Below are 16,284 nucleotides of genomic sequence, written 5' to 3'. Positions count from 1 at the left end.
AGCGGTGCAGATCGGCTCGCAAGATGGAGACATATTTTCGTTCGGTCGCTAGATTCCGCAAATGCCTCCGGCGATTTATCGGGGACGAGGCTGTTGGCCTTCCATCTCCAGCCGAATCACGCCCCCCTCTGCCCGCGTGGACGATCGTGCTATTCTGCCCAAAAATTAGGGGGCTCGCGATAGATCGGGCGTCCAGCGGCCTGAATGGCGCAGTATCGCTCAAACCTGAACCAATCGAGCTGTGATGCCGGCGTGCCACAGGCGATGCCCTCCTCGCCCGGCAGAAGTGACGCCCGCCGAGCGGAGCTCAATTTCCGGTAAATTAGTCCTCAGATTACTCTTTGGAGTCAAGGCGTCACCGGGCCTGTTCCATGATCTGGCCGCCTGTCAGCCGCAACCGCTCTGCTAGGATGCAACCTGGACAAGAACGTTGAGACCTCGCCTGGCCAATTCTGCCGACGGTCTTAGATTTATCTCCCCTCCGGTGCTAGAGTTGCCTCAGCCGTCCTGCAGTTCGATTAATTCGGAAAGGCAGATCTGCTGTGACGTGCAAGCTATTTCGTACTTTGGCGAGCTTCTCGCTACAGAATGGCCAGTCGAGGCGAGAGCCTCAAGACAAAGTCGATCACCCTATCCGAATTGCGCGTTGAGCTTCTCTCTACCGTTCAACCGCGAATAATCTGACGCTATTAGTAATGCCCTTTAGAATGATGACCTTCGTCATGGAACCGAATGTTTGATCCTGCCACCAGGTCACGGACGGTATTCGAGACCAAAACCTGTCCGGGCTTCGCCATCGTCGCAACGCGCGATGCGATGTGCACGGCGATTCCGCTGACATCGTCATCGGCAACTTCAATCTCGCCCGTGTGAAGGCCGGCCCTCACCTGCAACCCGAGCGGTTCGACGCTTTCATTTATTGCAAGAGCGCACCGGATCGATCGGGCCGGACCGTCGAAAGTTGCTAAGAACCCATCACCCAATGTCCTCACTTCACGGCCGCGATGCCGCAACAGTTCTCGTCGCACGATCGCATTGTGGTGACCCAGCAGGTCGTGCCATGCGCGGTCGCCGATCTTCTCCGCGCGTTTGGTTGAGTTCACAATATCGGTAAACAGAACAGTGGCGAGGACGCGATCAGCTTCGGCGGCCGATCGCGACCCAGTAAAAAACTCCTCAACCTCATCTAGCAGGCTGTTGAAGAACTCAGCCGCGTTCGCAAACGAAGGCTGAATCGTCGCCATTGTGGATGTAGAAGTGGCCGACGAGCCTGCCCGCAGTGCCGATCATAGCCCATCCGCGACCGCAGGACGGATCATTCTCGTCGTGCCCTTCCCATGAGAACTCGGCGCAGGCCGATCCGTCGCGGGCGCCGTAGCGCACGTCCAGGAAGCCCTTGAGAGCCCCAAAGGCGATTTCGCCATCGGACTTGCCCTGGAAGGTGAGATGCGCCTCTTCGGCAAGATCGAGGAACTCGCTGTCCCAGACGTCCATCTCGACGATGCGCCAGCGGCCGACAAAGGCCTTGGCGAAGCCGGGCACCTTGGCCATCAGCCAGTCTCCGCAATCAGCTTCGGCAGCCGCACCAGATTGTAGGCGGCGGCAGCGAAGGTAAAGGCCCATGCGACGCGATCACGGCCACGGAAGCTGGTCTTCTCTTGCCCGGCAACCGTCTTGATCCAGCCGAATGCCTCCTCGATGCGCTTGCGGATGCGCTGACTGATGGCATAGCCGCCGTGCCGGGTCGTTCGTCCGTCAATCGCAGAACTACGGCCGCTGGTGTTCTGTGCAACATGCGGCGTCACGTTCATCGAGCGCAGTTCGTTGACGAAGTCTTCTGCATCGTAGGCTTTGTCGGCGCCAAGCGTGATCGCTGTCGGTCGGTCGGCACGAGGCTCGATCATGTGCAGCGCGGCCACCCGTTCGGCATGCCCGCCGGCCTGCGTCAGGCAGGCGTCGACCAGCAGGCCGTGGCGGTTCTCCATCAGCCCGTGCCCGATGAAGCACAGCTTCGTCTCCTTGCCTTTGCCCTTGCGGTAGAGCCTGGCGTCCGGATCGGTGGTCGAAGCATGGGTGTCATTCGAGCGTTTCTGGCCATGAAAGTCCGCTTCGGCATTGCGCCCGCCGCCTGGCGCTGGCGGCTCGCCGGAGCCGTCCTTCGGCTTGACGCTCTTCATCGAGGCCCAGGCCTCGATCAGCGTACCGTCGACCGAGAAGTGATCGCTCGACAGAAGCCTCTTCACCTTGGGCTGCGCCAGCACCGCCGCCAGGAACTTGGCCGCGATGTCGCCTTCCAGCAGCCGGTCGCGGTTCTTCGAGAACACCGAATGGTCCCAGGCTGCGTCGTCAACGCCGATTGAACGAACCCGCTACGCGGGAGTGGGGGCAAGCCTGCTGAACTGAGGTGTCCTGTCTGAGAGGATGTTGGTCTTCGCACCACCCCTCTCAAGACAGGAGACCCAGATGGCTACGATGAGCCCTCTTCGGCAGCGCATGATCGAGGACATGACGGTCCGCAATCTGTCGCCGTCGACTCAACAATCCTATATCTATGCGATCGCAAAGTTTAGCCGCCATTTTGGCTACGCCCCGGACCGGTTGAGTTTCGAGCAGGTCCGCGCCTACCAACTGCATCTCATCGGTCAAAAGCGTTCGTGGTCCCACATCAATCAGGTGGCCTGCGCGCTGCGGTTCTTCTACGGCGTCACACTCGGGCAGACGGAGGCATTCGAGCGGATCATCGGTGGCCAGAAGCCCGACAAGCTCCCGCTCGTGCTTAGTGCCGAAGAGATCGAGCGCTTCCTGGACGCGGTTACAGGGGTGCGCAATCGCGTCGTGCTGGCGACGGCTTATGCGGCTGGCTTACGGGTTAGTGAAGTCGTCCGCCTGAAGGTGAGCTCGATCGACAGCAAGCGAATGTTGATCCACATCGAGAACGGCAAGGGCGGCAGGGATCGTTACGCGATGCTTTCTCCGCGACTGCTGGAGATTCTACGTACGTACTGGATGCGAGCCCGGCCGGGACTGTGGCTATTTCCAGGCCAAGACCCAAGTGAACATGTCAGCGTCCGCTGCGTCCAGGCGGCCTGCCGCGCCGCCCGCCGCCGCGCTCGGCTTGCCAAGCCGATTACTGTCCATACGCTCCGGCACTCGTTTGCGACCCATCTCCTGGAAAGCGGGATCGACATTCGCATCATTCAAGTTCTGCTCGGACATGCCGACCTGGGATCGACCGCGCGCTACGCTCAGGTTGCGACCAATCTGCTCGCCCGCACGACCAGCCCATTCGATGGACTCTCCGTTAGGGTGATCCCACCCAACTGAGCTGCGCATATGCGCCCCGTGCTCGAGGTGGCGGACATCCTCCGCCGCCACGGCGGCGCGTTCCGTGCCGCGCAGGGGCCTCGGCTGTCCTCCGATCAGCGCCGTGTGATGGCGGCCATCGAGGCGTGTCGCACAGCGACGCTCGGCGGCCACGTCGAGCGGTGCGACGACTGCGGCCTGGTCCGCGTCGCCTATAACAGCTGTCGCGATCGGCACTGTCCAAAGTGCCAAGCGCTCGCGCGCGCCCAATGGCTCGCCGAGCGCCAGGCCGACCTGCTGCCGGTCCCCTATTTCCATGTCGTCTTCACCGTGCCGGCGCCGGTGGCCGCCATCGCGCTGCAGAACAAGACGGTGGTCTACGACATCCTGCTCAAGGCAGCAGCCGAGACGATCCGTCTCATCAGCGCCGACCCGAAGCATCTCGGTGCCGAGACCGGGATGATCGCCATTCTCCATACCTGGGGCCAGACCCTAACGCATCATCCGCATGCCCATTGCCTCGTGCCAGGCGGCGGGATCGCCCCTGATGGAAGCTGGGTTCATTGTCGCCCCGGCTTCTTCCTTCCCGTTCGCGTCCTGTCACGATTGTATCGTCGGCTGTTCCTGGAGCGCCTGCAGGCGGCGTTCAATGGCACCAAGCTCCAGTTCTTCGGCCATCTCGCGCACCTCGTCGAGCCAGCGGCATTCGCCCGCCATCTAAACGCCCTCCGCAAAGTCGAGTGGGTCGTCTACGCCAAGCGTCCCTTCGGCGGACCAGAACAGGTTCTGGCCTATCTCGGGCGCTACACCCATCGCGTTGCGATCGCCAACGGCCGGCTCCTTACCTGTGACGAGGGCCACGTCCGCTTCCGGTGGAAGGATTATCGCGCTGGCAACAAATCCAAAGTGATGACGCTCGACACTGAGGAGTTCCTTCGTCGCTTTCTGCTCCACATATTGCCGAAGGGGTTTCGCCGCATCCGTCATTTTGGTTTCCTGGCGAACGCCTGCCGCGCCGCCAAACTCGCGCGCATCCGAGCGGCGCTTGAGGCGCCGCAGCCACCTCCGCCTGCCGAAGCTGTCAACTATCGTGAGCGCTGCGCCATCCTCCTTGGTCACCGCCTCGACTTATGCCCCATCTGCGGAGGCCGCATGGTCGAGATTGGGCCTGTGCCGGGTGCGCCAGCGCAGCGACGCGCAGCACCTCGCTGCGACACATCATGACCGACGACCTCGATTTGTTCGCTCCCACTGCACATGCTGCCCTGCCGACGTTCTCCGTCGGAACGATCAAGCACGCTCACAACGCCCGGCGAACGGGCGATAGTCAGCCGCCTGGGCTTGACGCGCCGTTCGACGCTATCGACGGCGGCATCCTTTGCTGCCAACATCAGCGACAATCTGCGGCCACAATCGCTCGCGGGCCCGACATCGGGTCAATCGCGCCTACCGGCGCCTAGATCGAGCCCCCATAGGTCCGCGCTCACAAGACGCGGCTTCGTTCAATCCAGCTTCAAATAGGTCCCGCGCTGGACTTGCGGCGAGATCTGCGACGCGGGACCTATTTGAACCCTCCAGTATTCCGACGAACCAGCGGAACAGCAGGTCGTATTCCAGTCGCTCCATCAGAAGCCGCTCCGAGCGGATCGAATAAAACGCCTGCAACAGCATCGCCCGCAGCAGCTTCTCCGGCGGGATCGACGGCCGCCCAATTGGCGAATAGAGCGCGGCAAACTCTCGCTCCAGCGCCGACAGCCCTTCGTTCACAATCGTCCGGATCGCTCGCAGCGGATGATTACGCCGCACCCGCGCCTCCAGGTCGACGTAGCTGAACAGTTCGCCCGTTCGATTGTCGCCGCCGCGCACGCACCATCTCCGAATCTCATCGGAGCCAATGAATCACGGTCGCCGGTCGGCGGCGAGCGCCTTTTTCAACAGCCTGCTAGTACGCGATCCGTGTCACCGGTCCACAACAAGTGGTCATTGCCCTGTAGTTCGACGTATTTCGCATTCGGGATCTTCTCCGCCATGAATCGCCCGGCCTCAACGTTGACCCGAACGTCGCCTTGGCGATGAACGATGAGCGTCGGCACTCGAATGGACGGGAGAATGGGACGAACATCGATTTCGCTGTTCATTCGCATAAGCGCCACAACAGCAGACGGACTGGCGCCGAGCCGCTCAAAACGTGCCCAGGACTGTCGAAAATTTTCATCGGCCGCCACGCTTGGAGCAAACAACGCAAGGCTCTCACCAGTCCCCCACGCCTTCTCCATGCGCTCAAGCGCACCTTCGATCCTATCCGGTGGCAGCACCCACGATCGGAAGTGCCCGTACGTTCCATAAAGCGCCAGAGCTCGCGTGCGCTCTGGATAGGTGGCCGCAAACAAAACGGACATCGCGCCGCCTTCAGAGATGCCGAATAGCGCAGCCTGTTGCGAGCCGACGGAATCCATGACAGCCCGAACGTCGTCCATACGTTCCTCGAGAGTCGGCACGCCGACAGTCCGGTCAGAGAGGCCAGTGCCGCGCTTGTCAAACATGATCAGCCGGGAGAAAGCAGCCAGACGCGTGGCTCGTCCCAGGCCACGTCTAAGTTCGAGATGAAGCCAGGCACAAACACAAGGTCGAAAGGCCCATCCCCCACAACCTGATAGGCGATCTTAGTATCACCGCTCTTTGCGTACCGCGTCTTCGGAACCATCGCACATCACTGCACGTAGAGTGGCGTGATTGGGAGCTATCGGTTGGGTTGATGCTTCTAGCGAGCAGGCCTTCGAGAATGGTAACAGCTTGCCTTGCTCTGCGGAAGCTAAAAGACCAGCGCGACCGACAAGGAGGCGCAGCCCGTGCTTGGGGCAATGGCACTGCCGCAGCACGCAAGATGGCGGACGCCGCTCCAGTTTGGTGGCCGGTTTCCCCCATGGCTCGCGTGCCGACCACGCACGACGGCCATCAACGCAGTGCTTCACATTGAAGTGAAGGCGCGACATTCGCGTATGCGTTCTCATCAAATGCAATTCGTTCAAATGCAATTCGTTGAGGGCGCTGCATTCGCCGGCGTTCATCCGATATTATTCGGCGTGCAAATTTGCCCCATCAGTGGAGTGGGCCCGTGGGGCCGGACAGGGTCAGGCGGCTGATTTGACCCTCTGCCGGGCGTGCTGATCCTCGAAACTGTTGCGGGCTGAGATAACCGAGAGCGGATTGCAATCGGCGCTTATTGTAAACTCCGTCGATGAAGCGGGGAAGGTTCTCGATAACGTCCTCGAGCGTTTCTACGCCATTGGATACACAGCCTCGACCTTCAAGGGTGTTCATGAAGCTCTCGGCCTTGGCGTTGTCGTACGGGTTACCGCGCCGACCCATCGAGCCGACAAGCGCGTGCGCCGTCAGTGTGTCGCGATAGCGCTCGGAGGCGTATTGCGAACCCGATCCGAATGATGCACGCATCCAGCTGACGGGCGTCGTCGCTCGATCGCGGCCGCGAGGGCGGCGATCGTCAGCCGCGTATGAATCGACCGGCTGATCGCATAACAGACCACCCGGCGCGACCAGGCGTTGAGAATGACGGCGACGGATCGGCTGGTCGTGATCGCTATCAGTCGTTGCAACATGGCGGCTGACGCTTGAACTCGATGCTGTGAATGCGGTGCTTGGCCATGGGCTTTCGTTCTTCGAAAGCCCGGCATAGCCGTCAGATCTTAAATTCGCCCTTCTCCAGCCCCATGGCCCACTCCAAATTGACACATCGGAACTGGCGTGAACGCCGGAGCGAGGTCTCAAAAGCAACCATGCGGGATCGTCACGACGCGCTGCCCGGATGGGCTGGCACCGTGAAGTGGAAAGTCGCGCCATGGGGCGCATTGGAGGTCACCCACAAGCGCCCGGCATGCGCTTCGATGATCGAGCGGCAGATCGACAGTCCCATCCCCAGACCGCCAGGCTTCGTCGTGTAGAAGGGGTCGAAGATGCGCTTGAGAGCGTCCGGCGCCAATCCTGGTCCCGAATCCTTCACCGCGACGATAATGCCGTCAGATTCGGCCCGAGCGGTCTTAATGAGCACGCTTCGCGATCCCCTCGCGACCGTGCCCATGGCTTGGATGGCATTGACCATCAGGTTGAGGATCACTTGCTGCAGTTGGACGCGATCACCTTCGACGAGTGGCAAACCGTCTCCGAGCTCCGTCTGCATCACGACGTCGTTCTTCACCGCTTCGCTGCGGGCGAGCTCGATCACGTCCCGGATCGCCTCGTTGATATCCAGGCGATCCTTCAGTGGCGGTGCTTTTTTTATGAGATCACGTATACGCCTGATGATGTCGCGGGCTCGATCAGTGTCGTTCACAACATAACCGAGCGTGTCCCTGGCTCTCTCAACATCCGGCGGGTTTCTGTCCAAGAAATGCAGGGCGGCATCGGCATTCATCGATGCGCCAGCGATCGGTTGGCTTACTTCATGGGCGATCGAGGCCGTGAGCTCACCCATGGTGGCGAGGCGGTTCGCATGCGCCAATTCCCTTTGCACCTCCCGCAAGGTCTCTTCGGCCCGCTTGCGCTCGGTGGTGTCCCGTCCGACGCCGCGGTAACCGATGAAGCGCCCTGCATTGTCGAGGACCGGCAGTCCCGAGATGGACACGTAGCGTTTGCCGCCGTCAGGCGTAGGCCGCGCCAGCTCGAAATCACGGAACGGCAGGTGGGCATCGAGCGTCTCCCGGTGCTTGCGCCAGGCCTCCGCGTCAGGCTCCAAATAGGGCACTTCCCACCACGTCTTCCCAATTTCAGAGCCAGGCGCCGGCGCGTCGGCAAGACCTTCGCCGAATTCCTGGCGGGTGAAGCGATGCTGCGCATCCGATTCCCAGTACACGTCGAAGGAGAATTGTACAAGGGTGCGAAAGCGCTCCTCGCTCTGCCGCAATGCCTCTTCCGACAGCTTGCGATCCGTCAGGTCGACGACAAAAGAGACGCCGTAATCTCGTCGCTCGTCGAATGCAGCCATGCCGATCAACACGGGCACGCGGCTGCCGTCCTTGCGGAAATATTCCTTCTCGAACGGCTGCACGCTCCCCATCATCTTTAGCTCCGGGATCCACAATCGCATGTGGCGGTCGAGCCACTCCGGTGGTGTAAGGTCAGTCCAGCGTAGGCGGCCCGAAATGAGATCCTCGCGATCGTATCCTACGATGCGGAGAAACGCATCATTCGCCTCCAGAATCCGACCTCCAAGTTCCCAGATGATAATCCCGATGATGTTGGCCTCGACCAGGCGCCGAATCCTAGCCTCGCGTTCTGCGAGATCCTGGTACAAGTGAGCATTCTCCAGCGCGATGGCCGCCTGCGAGGCGAGCAGCTTTAGCACCGCGATCCGACCCGGCGCGAAGACATGCGCAGCCAGATTGTTTTCCAGGTACAGCACGCCGATGAAATTCGCATGAGCGATCACCGGCAGGCCGAGAACAGAGCGCGCTTGGCGCTGAATGATGTAGGGATCCGCTGAAAACGGTTTCTGGGCTGCGGCATCATCGAGAATGATGCTCTCCCGCGTACGCAAGATGTAGTGGAGGATCGCCTCCGGCAGGAGCGCTGCCGTCACGGGCTCGTCGCGCAGCTGCACGACGACCGTGTCGCCGTCGGTGGTCGCTTCGGCGGCAATTCGCAACTCGGCCCCGTGCGACAGAACCAACAGGCCGCGCTCGGCGCCCGCGTGCTCGATAGCGGTGCGCATGACGGTGATGAGCAGCTTCTCCCGGACGATTGCGCCCGAGACCGCTTGCGACAACTTGATGACGGTGGCGAGGTCGAGCTGCTCCAGTGGAGTCCCGATCGTGCTCGTCGGGCCGGGCGCCGCTGTTTCCTCTGCCAAGTGGGCATAGAGCCGATCGAGTTGCCGCACCTTGCCATCAGCCCCCCACCGCAAATAGGCGCGCCGAGCGTCGGCCAAGTACGCACGAGCGATTCTCTCAAACCCGCGCGCCGCGTAGAAGCGTGCGGCGAGTTCGTTGGCAAGCGCGTCGTTTTGAACAAAGCCATTGGCCCGGGCCGAGCGGATAGCGTGTTCATAGAGGCGCTCGGCATCGAGCTCGCGGCCCTGCAAGCGGGCGACCTCCGCCTCGACAAGCGCAGCGCGATTCTCGAAATTCTCCGGACAATTCTTTGCCCAGATTTGGATCTGTCGCCGATGCGCCGCCAGTGCCTCAAGGTACTCCCGGTGCTGGGCAGGCGCGGCGGAGGCGCAGGCCATCGCGAGGGACAATGCACCATAGAATTCGTATTCGGCAGTTTCGAGCTGCGATATAGACGTCCACAGCAGCCGCTGCGCCCTTTGAGACGCCTCAATCGCCGCCGCGTAGTCGCCTGCAAAAAAGCGCGCCTGCTGCTTTCGGATCCAATACCAGCAGTCCGCTCGCATGAGGTTGGCATTCTCGGCGAACCGGCGCTCCGTCTGAAGCTCTTCAAACTGCTCATCGTCGAAGGAGCCGAATTTCGAGGTCAGCCCCCGCAGGGTCCGGATGAGCTGCAGTTGGCTGACGACAACGTCAACGACCAGTCCGAACTGTGCCGTTTTCGCAAATGCGAGGCCACTCTCGACTTCACGTTGCACCTCCGCGAGCGGGTCACCAGCCGCGAGCAGATTCGAATTCAGATTGACGCGGGCGTACGCGGCGAACGTGAGGTCGCCGGTTTTGTTTGCGACGTCGAAAGCCCGAAGCAGCGAATCACGCGCACTCCGGACATGTCGCGTCCATGGTGCGAGGTGCGCTCCGAAGAGCATGTAGGTCTGCGCATGAAATCGCGTCAATCCGCGCCGTTCGACCAATTCATATCCGAGCAGACCAAATCGAAATCCCGTCTCGTAGTCGCCGAAGCGAGGACCGGCAATCATCCCAAGCCTCATATAGGCAACGCACGAGGCATCGCAGTTTCCGTGCTCAAGGCTGAGATTAACCGCTCGGCAAACGGTCAAGGAAAAGAGGTTCAAATCCGTGAATAGTGCAGGCGGCAGCAGCCTGGTCAGCACGCCCAGAGTCGCGAGAGACACCGGATCACTCATTAAGGGCAAATCGATCAGTGCTTCGATACGGCGCCCGCCAAGTTGGGACCGGACGCGGTCGTATTCACCTCGCGCCTCCTCCTCGGTGGGATGGGGTGGCCAGTCGATGGTCAGGTGGCGGAGGTAATCGAGAGCAACAGCAATTGCATCGCTACTCCGATCGAGCCTCGTGTATAGGTCGATGCGCAGGCTTGAGACCGTGGCTAACTCGACCGGGCCGGCCGCACGGGCTGAGAGAGCCATCAGGCGTCGCTCCGCTTCCGCCAGCGCGCCGGTCAGAAACTCGCATTCTGCCCGGTTGATCTCCAGGGAGAAGGCAAGTTCATGCCTGCTCTCCCAGCGATCCTCCGGCAACAGGGTCGCGCCGGCATTCAGATAAGTCAGTGCCGAGTCATAGGCGGTGGACGCTTTGGCGCGCTTGGCTGCGAGCAGGTTCAGCTCGGTCAGCTTCGCTTGTTCGTCTCGTGAGGTGATCAACGCAACGCCGCGGTTGAGCTGATTGACAATGTCGAAGATCACGTCCCCATGCTGTTCTGTGGGAGTATTCGCCGCGAGCAGCCGGCCGATGGCGAGATGGGCTTCCGCACGCTCGGCTTCCGGTTTGCTTGAATAGGCGGCTTCCTGCACCCGGTCGTGGGTGAATCTGTAGTAGCCTTGCCGTCGCTCGACCAGCTCCTCGTGCGCGGCTTCCCACAGCGCTGCGTCGACTTCAGCCGCCGATCTTCCCAGAACAAGGGCCAACAGCGTGATCGTGGCGGTGTTACCGAGACAGGCGAGCTGCTGCAACGCTTCCCGCGTGTTGGCCGGAAGGCGCGCGAGTTTGCCGACCATGAGGTCCACCACATTGTCGGTATAGCCCTTGGCGCGAATGAGATCGAGATCCCACGTCCAGCACGACGACGTATGATCGAACGCAAGCAAACGCTCCTCGACGAGCTCGTAAAGAAACTGGATGGCGAAGAACGGATTGCCGCCTGCTTTCTCCTGCACTAACTGCACCAGGGACGCGGCATACCTCGGCTCGCAACGCAACGAGTCGGCGATCAGCTGCCCGACATGCTCGGTGGCAAGCGGCGCCAGCGCGATCTCCTCAACCATGCCGCTGCGGTTCTTGATGGCCGCGATCTTGCGCCGCAGAGGATGCGCGGCGTCGACCTCGTTATCGCGGTAAGCGCCGATCATCAGCAGATGGCTCACATCCGCCTGAGTCAGCAGATCCTCGAGCAGGTCCAGCGTCGCTGAGTCGAGCCATTGCAGGTCGTCGAGGAATAGCGCCAGCGGATGCTCCGGTCGCGCGAACACGCCGATGAACTGCCGCACCACTTGGTGGAAGCGCCTTTGCGCATCCTGCAGAGCCAGGTCGGGCACCCGCGGCGGCTCGCCGATGATAAGCCTCAGCTCGGGGACGAGGTCCACCAATAACCCGCCGTTCGGGCCTAACGCCTTGTGCAGGGCATCGCGCCAGGGCGCCAGCTCGACCTCGCTCTTCGCCAGAAGCCCCCGGAGCAGGCTGCGGAACGCCTGCGCCAGTGTGGCATAGGGAATGTCGCGCTTGTATTGGTCGAATTTGCCGTCGGCGAACAGGCCGCGCGAGGGCACCAGCACCTTGTGCAGCTCGTTGACGACAGCTGACTTGCCGATGCCGGCGTATCCCGAGACCAACACCAGCTCAGGCGTGCCGCTCTGAACCACGCGGTCGAAGGCCGCGAGCAAGACTTCGATGTCTCGCGCGCGCCCATAGAGGGTCTCGGGGATGAGCAGCCGGTCCGGGATGTCGCGCTCGCCCAGGGGGAAGTCGTCAATCCCCTGCCGAGCCTCCCAGGCCGCGAGGCAGCGCCGGAGATCGCTCTCCAGACCGGCCGCGGTCTGATAGCGCTCCTCGGCGGTCTTGTGGAGCAGCTTCATGATGATGGCCGAAAGGAAATTGGGCACTTGCTTCCGACGCTCGGCGGGCGGCACAGGCCTCCTCGCAATATGGCAGTGCACCCATTCCATCGGATCGGCTGCGGTAAACGGGGGCGCGCCGGCGAGCATCTGATAGAAGGTGACGCCCAGCGCGTATAGATCACTGCGCGCGTCGATCGAGCGGTTCATTCGTCCGGTCTGCTCGGGTGCCATATAGGCGAGGGTGCCGGCGATGGTTTCAGGCGGTTCGGGTGATTGGCGCTCGCGCCGGAGTTGCGAGGCAATGCCGAAACCCGTGAGTTTGACTTCGCCGGTCGCGCGATTCACGATGATGTTGTGCGGCTTAATGTCTTTGTGCACGAGCCCACGCTGATGGACCTTGCCTAGAGCCGCCGTGATGTGGACGGCGAGATGCAAGAATGTTCCCACTTCCATGGGCGCTTGGAGCTGGCGCTCCACCGGCTCGCCGCCGGGATCCTCGAGCAGCAGCACGGGTCGGCCGCCCTCGCTGACCAGTTCGAGCGGCCGCAAGGCCCACGCGCTGTCGAGTTCGTCCTTTAGTGCATATTCGTGAGCCAAGCGATCCCGGCTCGTTGATGGGGCGTGCTCGGCAGGAAGCACGGCCAGCACAGTTTTGCGGCCACCATCGGAGCCCTGGCGCGATGCCCGGCAAAAGATGCGGTCGTCGTCCTTCCATAACACCTGGAAGTCGCTGTCCATGCGCGCCGAACCGAAAGACTGGGCAATGTACGCCTCTAGATTTTAGAAGAGGCACGCAGGCCATATCCCGCGCGTAGGGCAGCTTACTGCTAAAAACACAGCGTGGCCCACTCCCATTTTTGGACAGCATTTCTGCCTGTAAGAAGAAGCGAGCCGGCCTCGGTGCGGTCGCATCTATGCCTATGTCCCAGTTGGGTAAAGCGGACGTTAGCTTGTCGCAACGGGGCGTCCGCTTTCTTCAGGAGCTGCCGTCATTCGGATATCAGACGTGATGGCATAAGCCGGCCGTTGGCCGAGGTGATCCGGCAAGCACTGTCCGCCCTACCTTCGAAAGCAGACGTAGTCGGGGCACAAGCAAAGGGAAGCTCCGGGCCAAAAGGCAGCATCGGCAGCTAGTGGCGCCAGAAGCAGACCCTCGCTCCGGGAGACGCCGCCTTCACGTTGGACAAACTTGGACAGCCCCTATGCTGTTGCCGGGTTAGGAAGTAGCGCTGACCTGTCATCGAGAGCTTACGGACTTTGAAAGTTGCGGATATCTTTCCGCGGGCATGGAAGTCCATGCCGGACATGTCAGCCCAAGGCAGCGGAATCTGCAAGGAGAGATTCCGTCACTATTCGACTGCGGCGCGAATTGTCCGCGCGCCGCTGCTTGGTGACGCCCGCCGCTGCTTGGTTTACTTCTTGTCGGCGTTGGCTTCCGTGGGCGGCGGTGGCGGCTTGATGGCCGCCGTCAGCATGCGGATTTTCCACTGGCCGCCTTCCTTAACGTAGACGGCGGACCAAAACAGCTGACGGAGTTTCGGCTCGACATTGAAGGTGACATCGACATCGCCCGCCGCCAATGCCATGTCGTTGCCTAGCGGTTGGGCATAGTTGACCTTGACGGCGATCTTGTCCTCACCGCCCTTGAAGTAGTCTTCATAGGTCGCCTTCAGATCGGTTTTCACCTCTCCAACCACGTTGACTTGGATGCCGTCCTTTGAATAGAGCGACGCAACACACGCGCCATCGTGCTTGGCGACGCAGTCGGTATAGGCCGCGCCTATTTTCTCCAGCTCGGGCTTGATGTCCTGCGCCAATGCAGGAATTGCCATAGCCGACACCATCGACGAGAGAACCAATGGTCGCAACATGGTTGATGTCCTCCGGTTATCGGCGCAACTGCCAGCGGAGTCAGGCGTGAGTAGGACTGTCAGTCCGGCCGCTGCGCCTTACAAGTAGGTCTACAGGGCAGATTGAAGGTTCAAGGGAGGTCGATGTATCGTATCGTGGCACGTGGCGTAGACCGCTGAAGTCGCCTTCGGGTCAATATACGACATCATCCGTATGGGCAATTCCGAAGTCCCGTCGTACAATTGACTACCAAGTGCAATTAGTATCCAGGTGGATTGCTAATGGTGCAAGAGCGGCCAGTCCGAGTTGAGCGTCGGTTGGCGGCGATTTTGGCCGCTGACGTAGTGGGCTATTCGCGGCTTATGCATCTTAACGAGGAGGCCACGCACGCCAAACTGACTACGCTCCTCACGGATGGTATTACACACGCGATCTCTGAACACGGGGGGCGCATCGTCAAGAATACCGGCGACGGGTTCTTGGCAGAGTTTCCGAGCGCGGTGGAAGCGGTTCGGGCTGCTGTGCAGTTCCAGACGCGCATCAGAGAACTTACCGTTGCCGATGCGGCAGACGGACGAATTGCCTTCCGTGTCGGCATCAACGTCGGCGACGTGATTGTCGAGCCGCATGACGTTTTTGGCGATGGGGTCAATATTGCGGCACGGCTCGAGAGCATTGCAGAACCAGGCGGCATCTGCATCTCGTCCTCCGCCTACGATCATGTCCGCGGGAAGGTAGGGGTCGAATTCGCCGATCTGGGCGTCCAGAACCTCAAGAATATCGCGCTTTCGGTTCGGGCCTATGCGGTGGTCCAGGATGGGCTCAGCTCGGCGCCAGGGCCGTCGCGAGCGAAGCTCGACCTGCCGTCTCCCCCTCGTCTTTCTATCGTCGTGCTGCCTTTCGCCAATCTCAGCGGTGATCCCGAGCAAGACCATTTCGCCGATGGTGTGACCGACAGTTTGACCACTGACTTGTCGCGGATCAGCGGCTCGTTCGTGATCGGCCGCCATACGGCATTTACCTACAAGGGAAAATCGGTTGACCTTAAGAAGGTTGGGCGTGAGCTAAACGTCCGCTACGTGCTCGAAGGCTCTGTGCAGCGGAGTGGCAAGCGACTCCGGCTCAATGTACAGCTGATCGATTCGGAAACGGAAAATCACCTTTGGGCCGAGCGGTTCGACAAGCCGGTCGCCGATCTCTTTGACATGCAGGACGAAATCGTGGCGCGACTGGCGAACGCGCTGAATGCCCAAATGATTGCAGCGGAGGCGCGCCGGGCAGAACGTTCTGTAAATCCCGACGCGATGGACTTGAACTTTCAAGGTTATGCCTGGTCATACAGGGGCGTGGAGCACATGAGCGAGGCGCGCAGCTTTTTCGAACGCGCCTTGGCAATCGATCACGGAAGCGTCGGAGCATTGGTCGGCTTGGCGCTCGTTGATCTAACGATCGGAGCTTCCCTGCTGGCTGATAACCGAGTCGCGTACCTTTCGGCAGCCGAAGCAAATGCGATCAAGGCGCTGTCATTGGCCCCGGACCACGCAGTAGCCCACAGGATCCTGGGAGGGGCTTACATTTTTACAAACCGGTCCGCGCAAGGGATCGCTGAATGTGAGCGGGCCTTGGAGATTGATCGCAATTTGGTCGGTGCTCACAGCGCCATTGGTATCGCAAAGTTCTTTATGGGTCGCGGTGCTGAGACAGAAGGCCATATCGTCGAGGCTCTCCGTCTCTCCCCTCGCGATATCTTTGCCCACCGCTGGATGCATATTGCTGGCATGGCCAAGATACTGATCGGCGCAGACACAGAAGCCGTCGCTTGGCTACGGCGAAGCATTGAGGCCAATCGCAACTTTCCTGCGGCCCATTTCTGGCTCGCTGCGGCCTTGGGCCTGCTTGGCGAAAGAGATGAGGCGCGAAGCGCCGCAAAGGTTGGTCTTAAGCTCGATCCAGGCTTTACCATCAGCCGCTTGCTTGTAAGCGAAGCAAGCAACAATCCGACATATCTCGCCGAACGAGAGCGCGTCTGCGAGGGCATGCGCCTGGCCGGGGTGCCGGAGGGATGATGTCGCCCATTCGAGACCGATTCAGCTGGTCGTCATGCCCATCATTCCGCGGACCTCTGATGTCGCCTGCGCTCCTCCATAGAGCATGACGCCGAACGGGGGCGATGGTTGCGGGGAATCTTGAAA

At 61.0% G+C, this 16,284-nt stretch carries 9 protein-coding genes and 2 pseudogenes; 3 read left to right on the top strand and 8 right to left on the bottom strand.

The genetic code is table 11. The annotated features are described in order from the left end of the window. Positions 1–689: 689 nt before the first annotated feature. The 3 genes and pseudogenes from P6U27_RS02490 to P6U27_RS02480 all read right to left on the bottom strand — a co-directional run. On the bottom strand, positions 690–1,244 hold the full coding sequence (locus P6U27_RS02490) for an adenylate/guanylate cyclase domain-containing protein (protein ID WP_407193638.1): 555 nt from the start codon (positions 1,242–1,244) through the stop codon (positions 690–692). Further along, positions 1,207–1,551 (bottom strand): hypothetical protein, encoded by a 345-nt coding sequence (locus P6U27_RS02485; protein ID WP_122402509.1) that lies wholly within the window; start codon positions 1,549–1,551, stop codon positions 1,207–1,209. The genes P6U27_RS02490 and P6U27_RS02485 overlap by 38 nt, the downstream gene beginning before the upstream one ends. Continuing rightward, positions 1,551–2,357 (bottom strand): annotated as a pseudogene (locus P6U27_RS02480) (IS5 family transposase); the annotation flags it as partial. The gene P6U27_RS02485 and the pseudogene P6U27_RS02480, both read right to left, overlap by 1 nt. Before the next feature lie 106 nt (positions 2,358–2,463). Here P6U27_RS02480 and P6U27_RS02475 point away from each other — a divergent pair. Continuing rightward, positions 2,464–3,324 carry a site-specific integrase gene (locus tag P6U27_RS02475; RefSeq protein ID WP_162500198.1) on the top strand — a complete coding sequence of 287 codons (861 nt, stop codon included), beginning with the start codon at positions 2,464–2,466 and terminating at the stop codon, positions 3,322–3,324. A gap of 9 nt (positions 3,325–3,333) precedes the next feature. Then, positions 3,334–4,527 (top strand): IS91 family transposase, encoded by a 1,194-nt coding sequence (locus P6U27_RS02470; protein ID WP_407193637.1) that lies wholly within the window; start codon positions 3,334–3,336, stop codon positions 4,525–4,527. A gap of 354 nt (positions 4,528–4,881) precedes the next feature. On the opposite strand, the pseudogene P6U27_RS02465 reads toward P6U27_RS02470, so the two are convergent. From P6U27_RS02465 to P6U27_RS02445, 5 genes and pseudogenes are all read right to left on the bottom strand, one after another. Further along, a pseudogene (locus tag P6U27_RS02465) lies at positions 4,882–5,169 on the bottom strand (transposase); the annotation flags it as partial. Between the two features lie 65 nt (positions 5,170–5,234). After that, positions 5,235–5,846, bottom strand: coding sequence for an alpha/beta fold hydrolase (locus tag P6U27_RS02460; protein WP_245509711.1), 612 nt, complete (start codon positions 5,844–5,846; stop codon positions 5,235–5,237). A gap of 556 nt (positions 5,847–6,402) precedes the next feature. Further along, positions 6,403–6,756, bottom strand: coding sequence for an integrase core domain-containing protein (locus tag P6U27_RS02455; RefSeq protein WP_407120407.1), 354 nt, complete (start codon positions 6,754–6,756; stop codon positions 6,403–6,405). A gap of 352 nt (positions 6,757–7,108) precedes the next feature. Then, a complete protein-coding gene (locus tag P6U27_RS02450; protein ID WP_407193636.1) occupies positions 7,109–12,979 on the bottom strand; it encodes an AAA family ATPase in 5,871 nt (1,956 codons plus the stop codon). Positions 12,980–13,653: 674 nt separating this feature from the next. Beyond that, positions 13,654–14,112: a nuclear transport factor 2 family protein gene (locus P6U27_RS02445; protein WP_129146229.1), complete on the bottom strand. Its 459-nt coding sequence runs from the start codon at positions 14,110–14,112 to the stop codon at positions 13,654–13,656. A 261-nt stretch (positions 14,113–14,373) separates the two neighbouring features. Here P6U27_RS02445 and P6U27_RS02440 point away from each other — a divergent pair, with 261 nt between their 5' ends. Then, positions 14,374–16,158, top strand: coding sequence for an adenylate/guanylate cyclase domain-containing protein (locus P6U27_RS02440; RefSeq protein WP_407120410.1), 1,785 nt, complete (start codon positions 14,374–14,376; stop codon positions 16,156–16,158). The last annotated feature ends 126 nt before the right edge of the window (positions 16,159–16,284 follow it).

Origin of the sequence: Bradyrhizobium sp. STM 3566, assembly GCF_045571445.1 — a bacterium.
GTDB lineage: Bacteria > Pseudomonadota > Alphaproteobacteria > Rhizobiales > Xanthobacteraceae > Bradyrhizobium > Bradyrhizobium vignae.
Note: the sequence above shows the minus strand (reverse complement) of the source record. Positions and strands in the feature narration are given on the sequence as shown.

Excerpts from the sequence above, each read along its gene's own strand:
- P6U27_RS02460 (WP_245509711.1), bottom strand. The coding sequence starts at position 5,846 with ATGTTTGACAAGCGCGGCACTGGCCTCTCTGACCGGACTGTCGGCGTG.
- P6U27_RS02455 (WP_407120407.1), bottom strand. The coding sequence starts at position 6,756 with ATGCGTGCATCATTCGGATCGGGTTCGCAATACGCCTCCGAGCGCTAT.
- P6U27_RS02490 (WP_407193638.1), bottom strand. The coding sequence starts at position 1,244 with ATGGCGACGATTCAGCCTTCGTTTGCGAACGCGGCTGAGTTCTTCAAC.
- P6U27_RS02475 (WP_162500198.1), top strand. The coding sequence starts at position 2,464 with ATGGCTACGATGAGCCCTCTTCGGCAGCGCATGATCGAGGACATGACG.
- P6U27_RS02470 (WP_407193637.1), top strand. The coding sequence starts at position 3,334 with ATGCGCCCCGTGCTCGAGGTGGCGGACATCCTCCGCCGCCACGGCGGC.
- P6U27_RS02445 (WP_129146229.1), bottom strand. The coding sequence starts at position 14,112 with ATGTTGCGACCATTGGTTCTCTCGTCGATGGTGTCGGCTATGGCAATT.
- P6U27_RS02485 (WP_122402509.1), bottom strand. The coding sequence starts at position 1,551 with ATGGCCAAGGTGCCCGGCTTCGCCAAGGCCTTTGTCGGCCGCTGGCGC.
- P6U27_RS02450 (WP_407193636.1), bottom strand. The coding sequence starts at position 12,979 with ATGGACAGCGACTTCCAGGTGTTATGGAAGGACGACGACCGCATCTTT.
- P6U27_RS02440 (WP_407120410.1), top strand. The coding sequence starts at position 14,374 with ATGGTGCAAGAGCGGCCAGTCCGAGTTGAGCGTCGGTTGGCGGCGATT.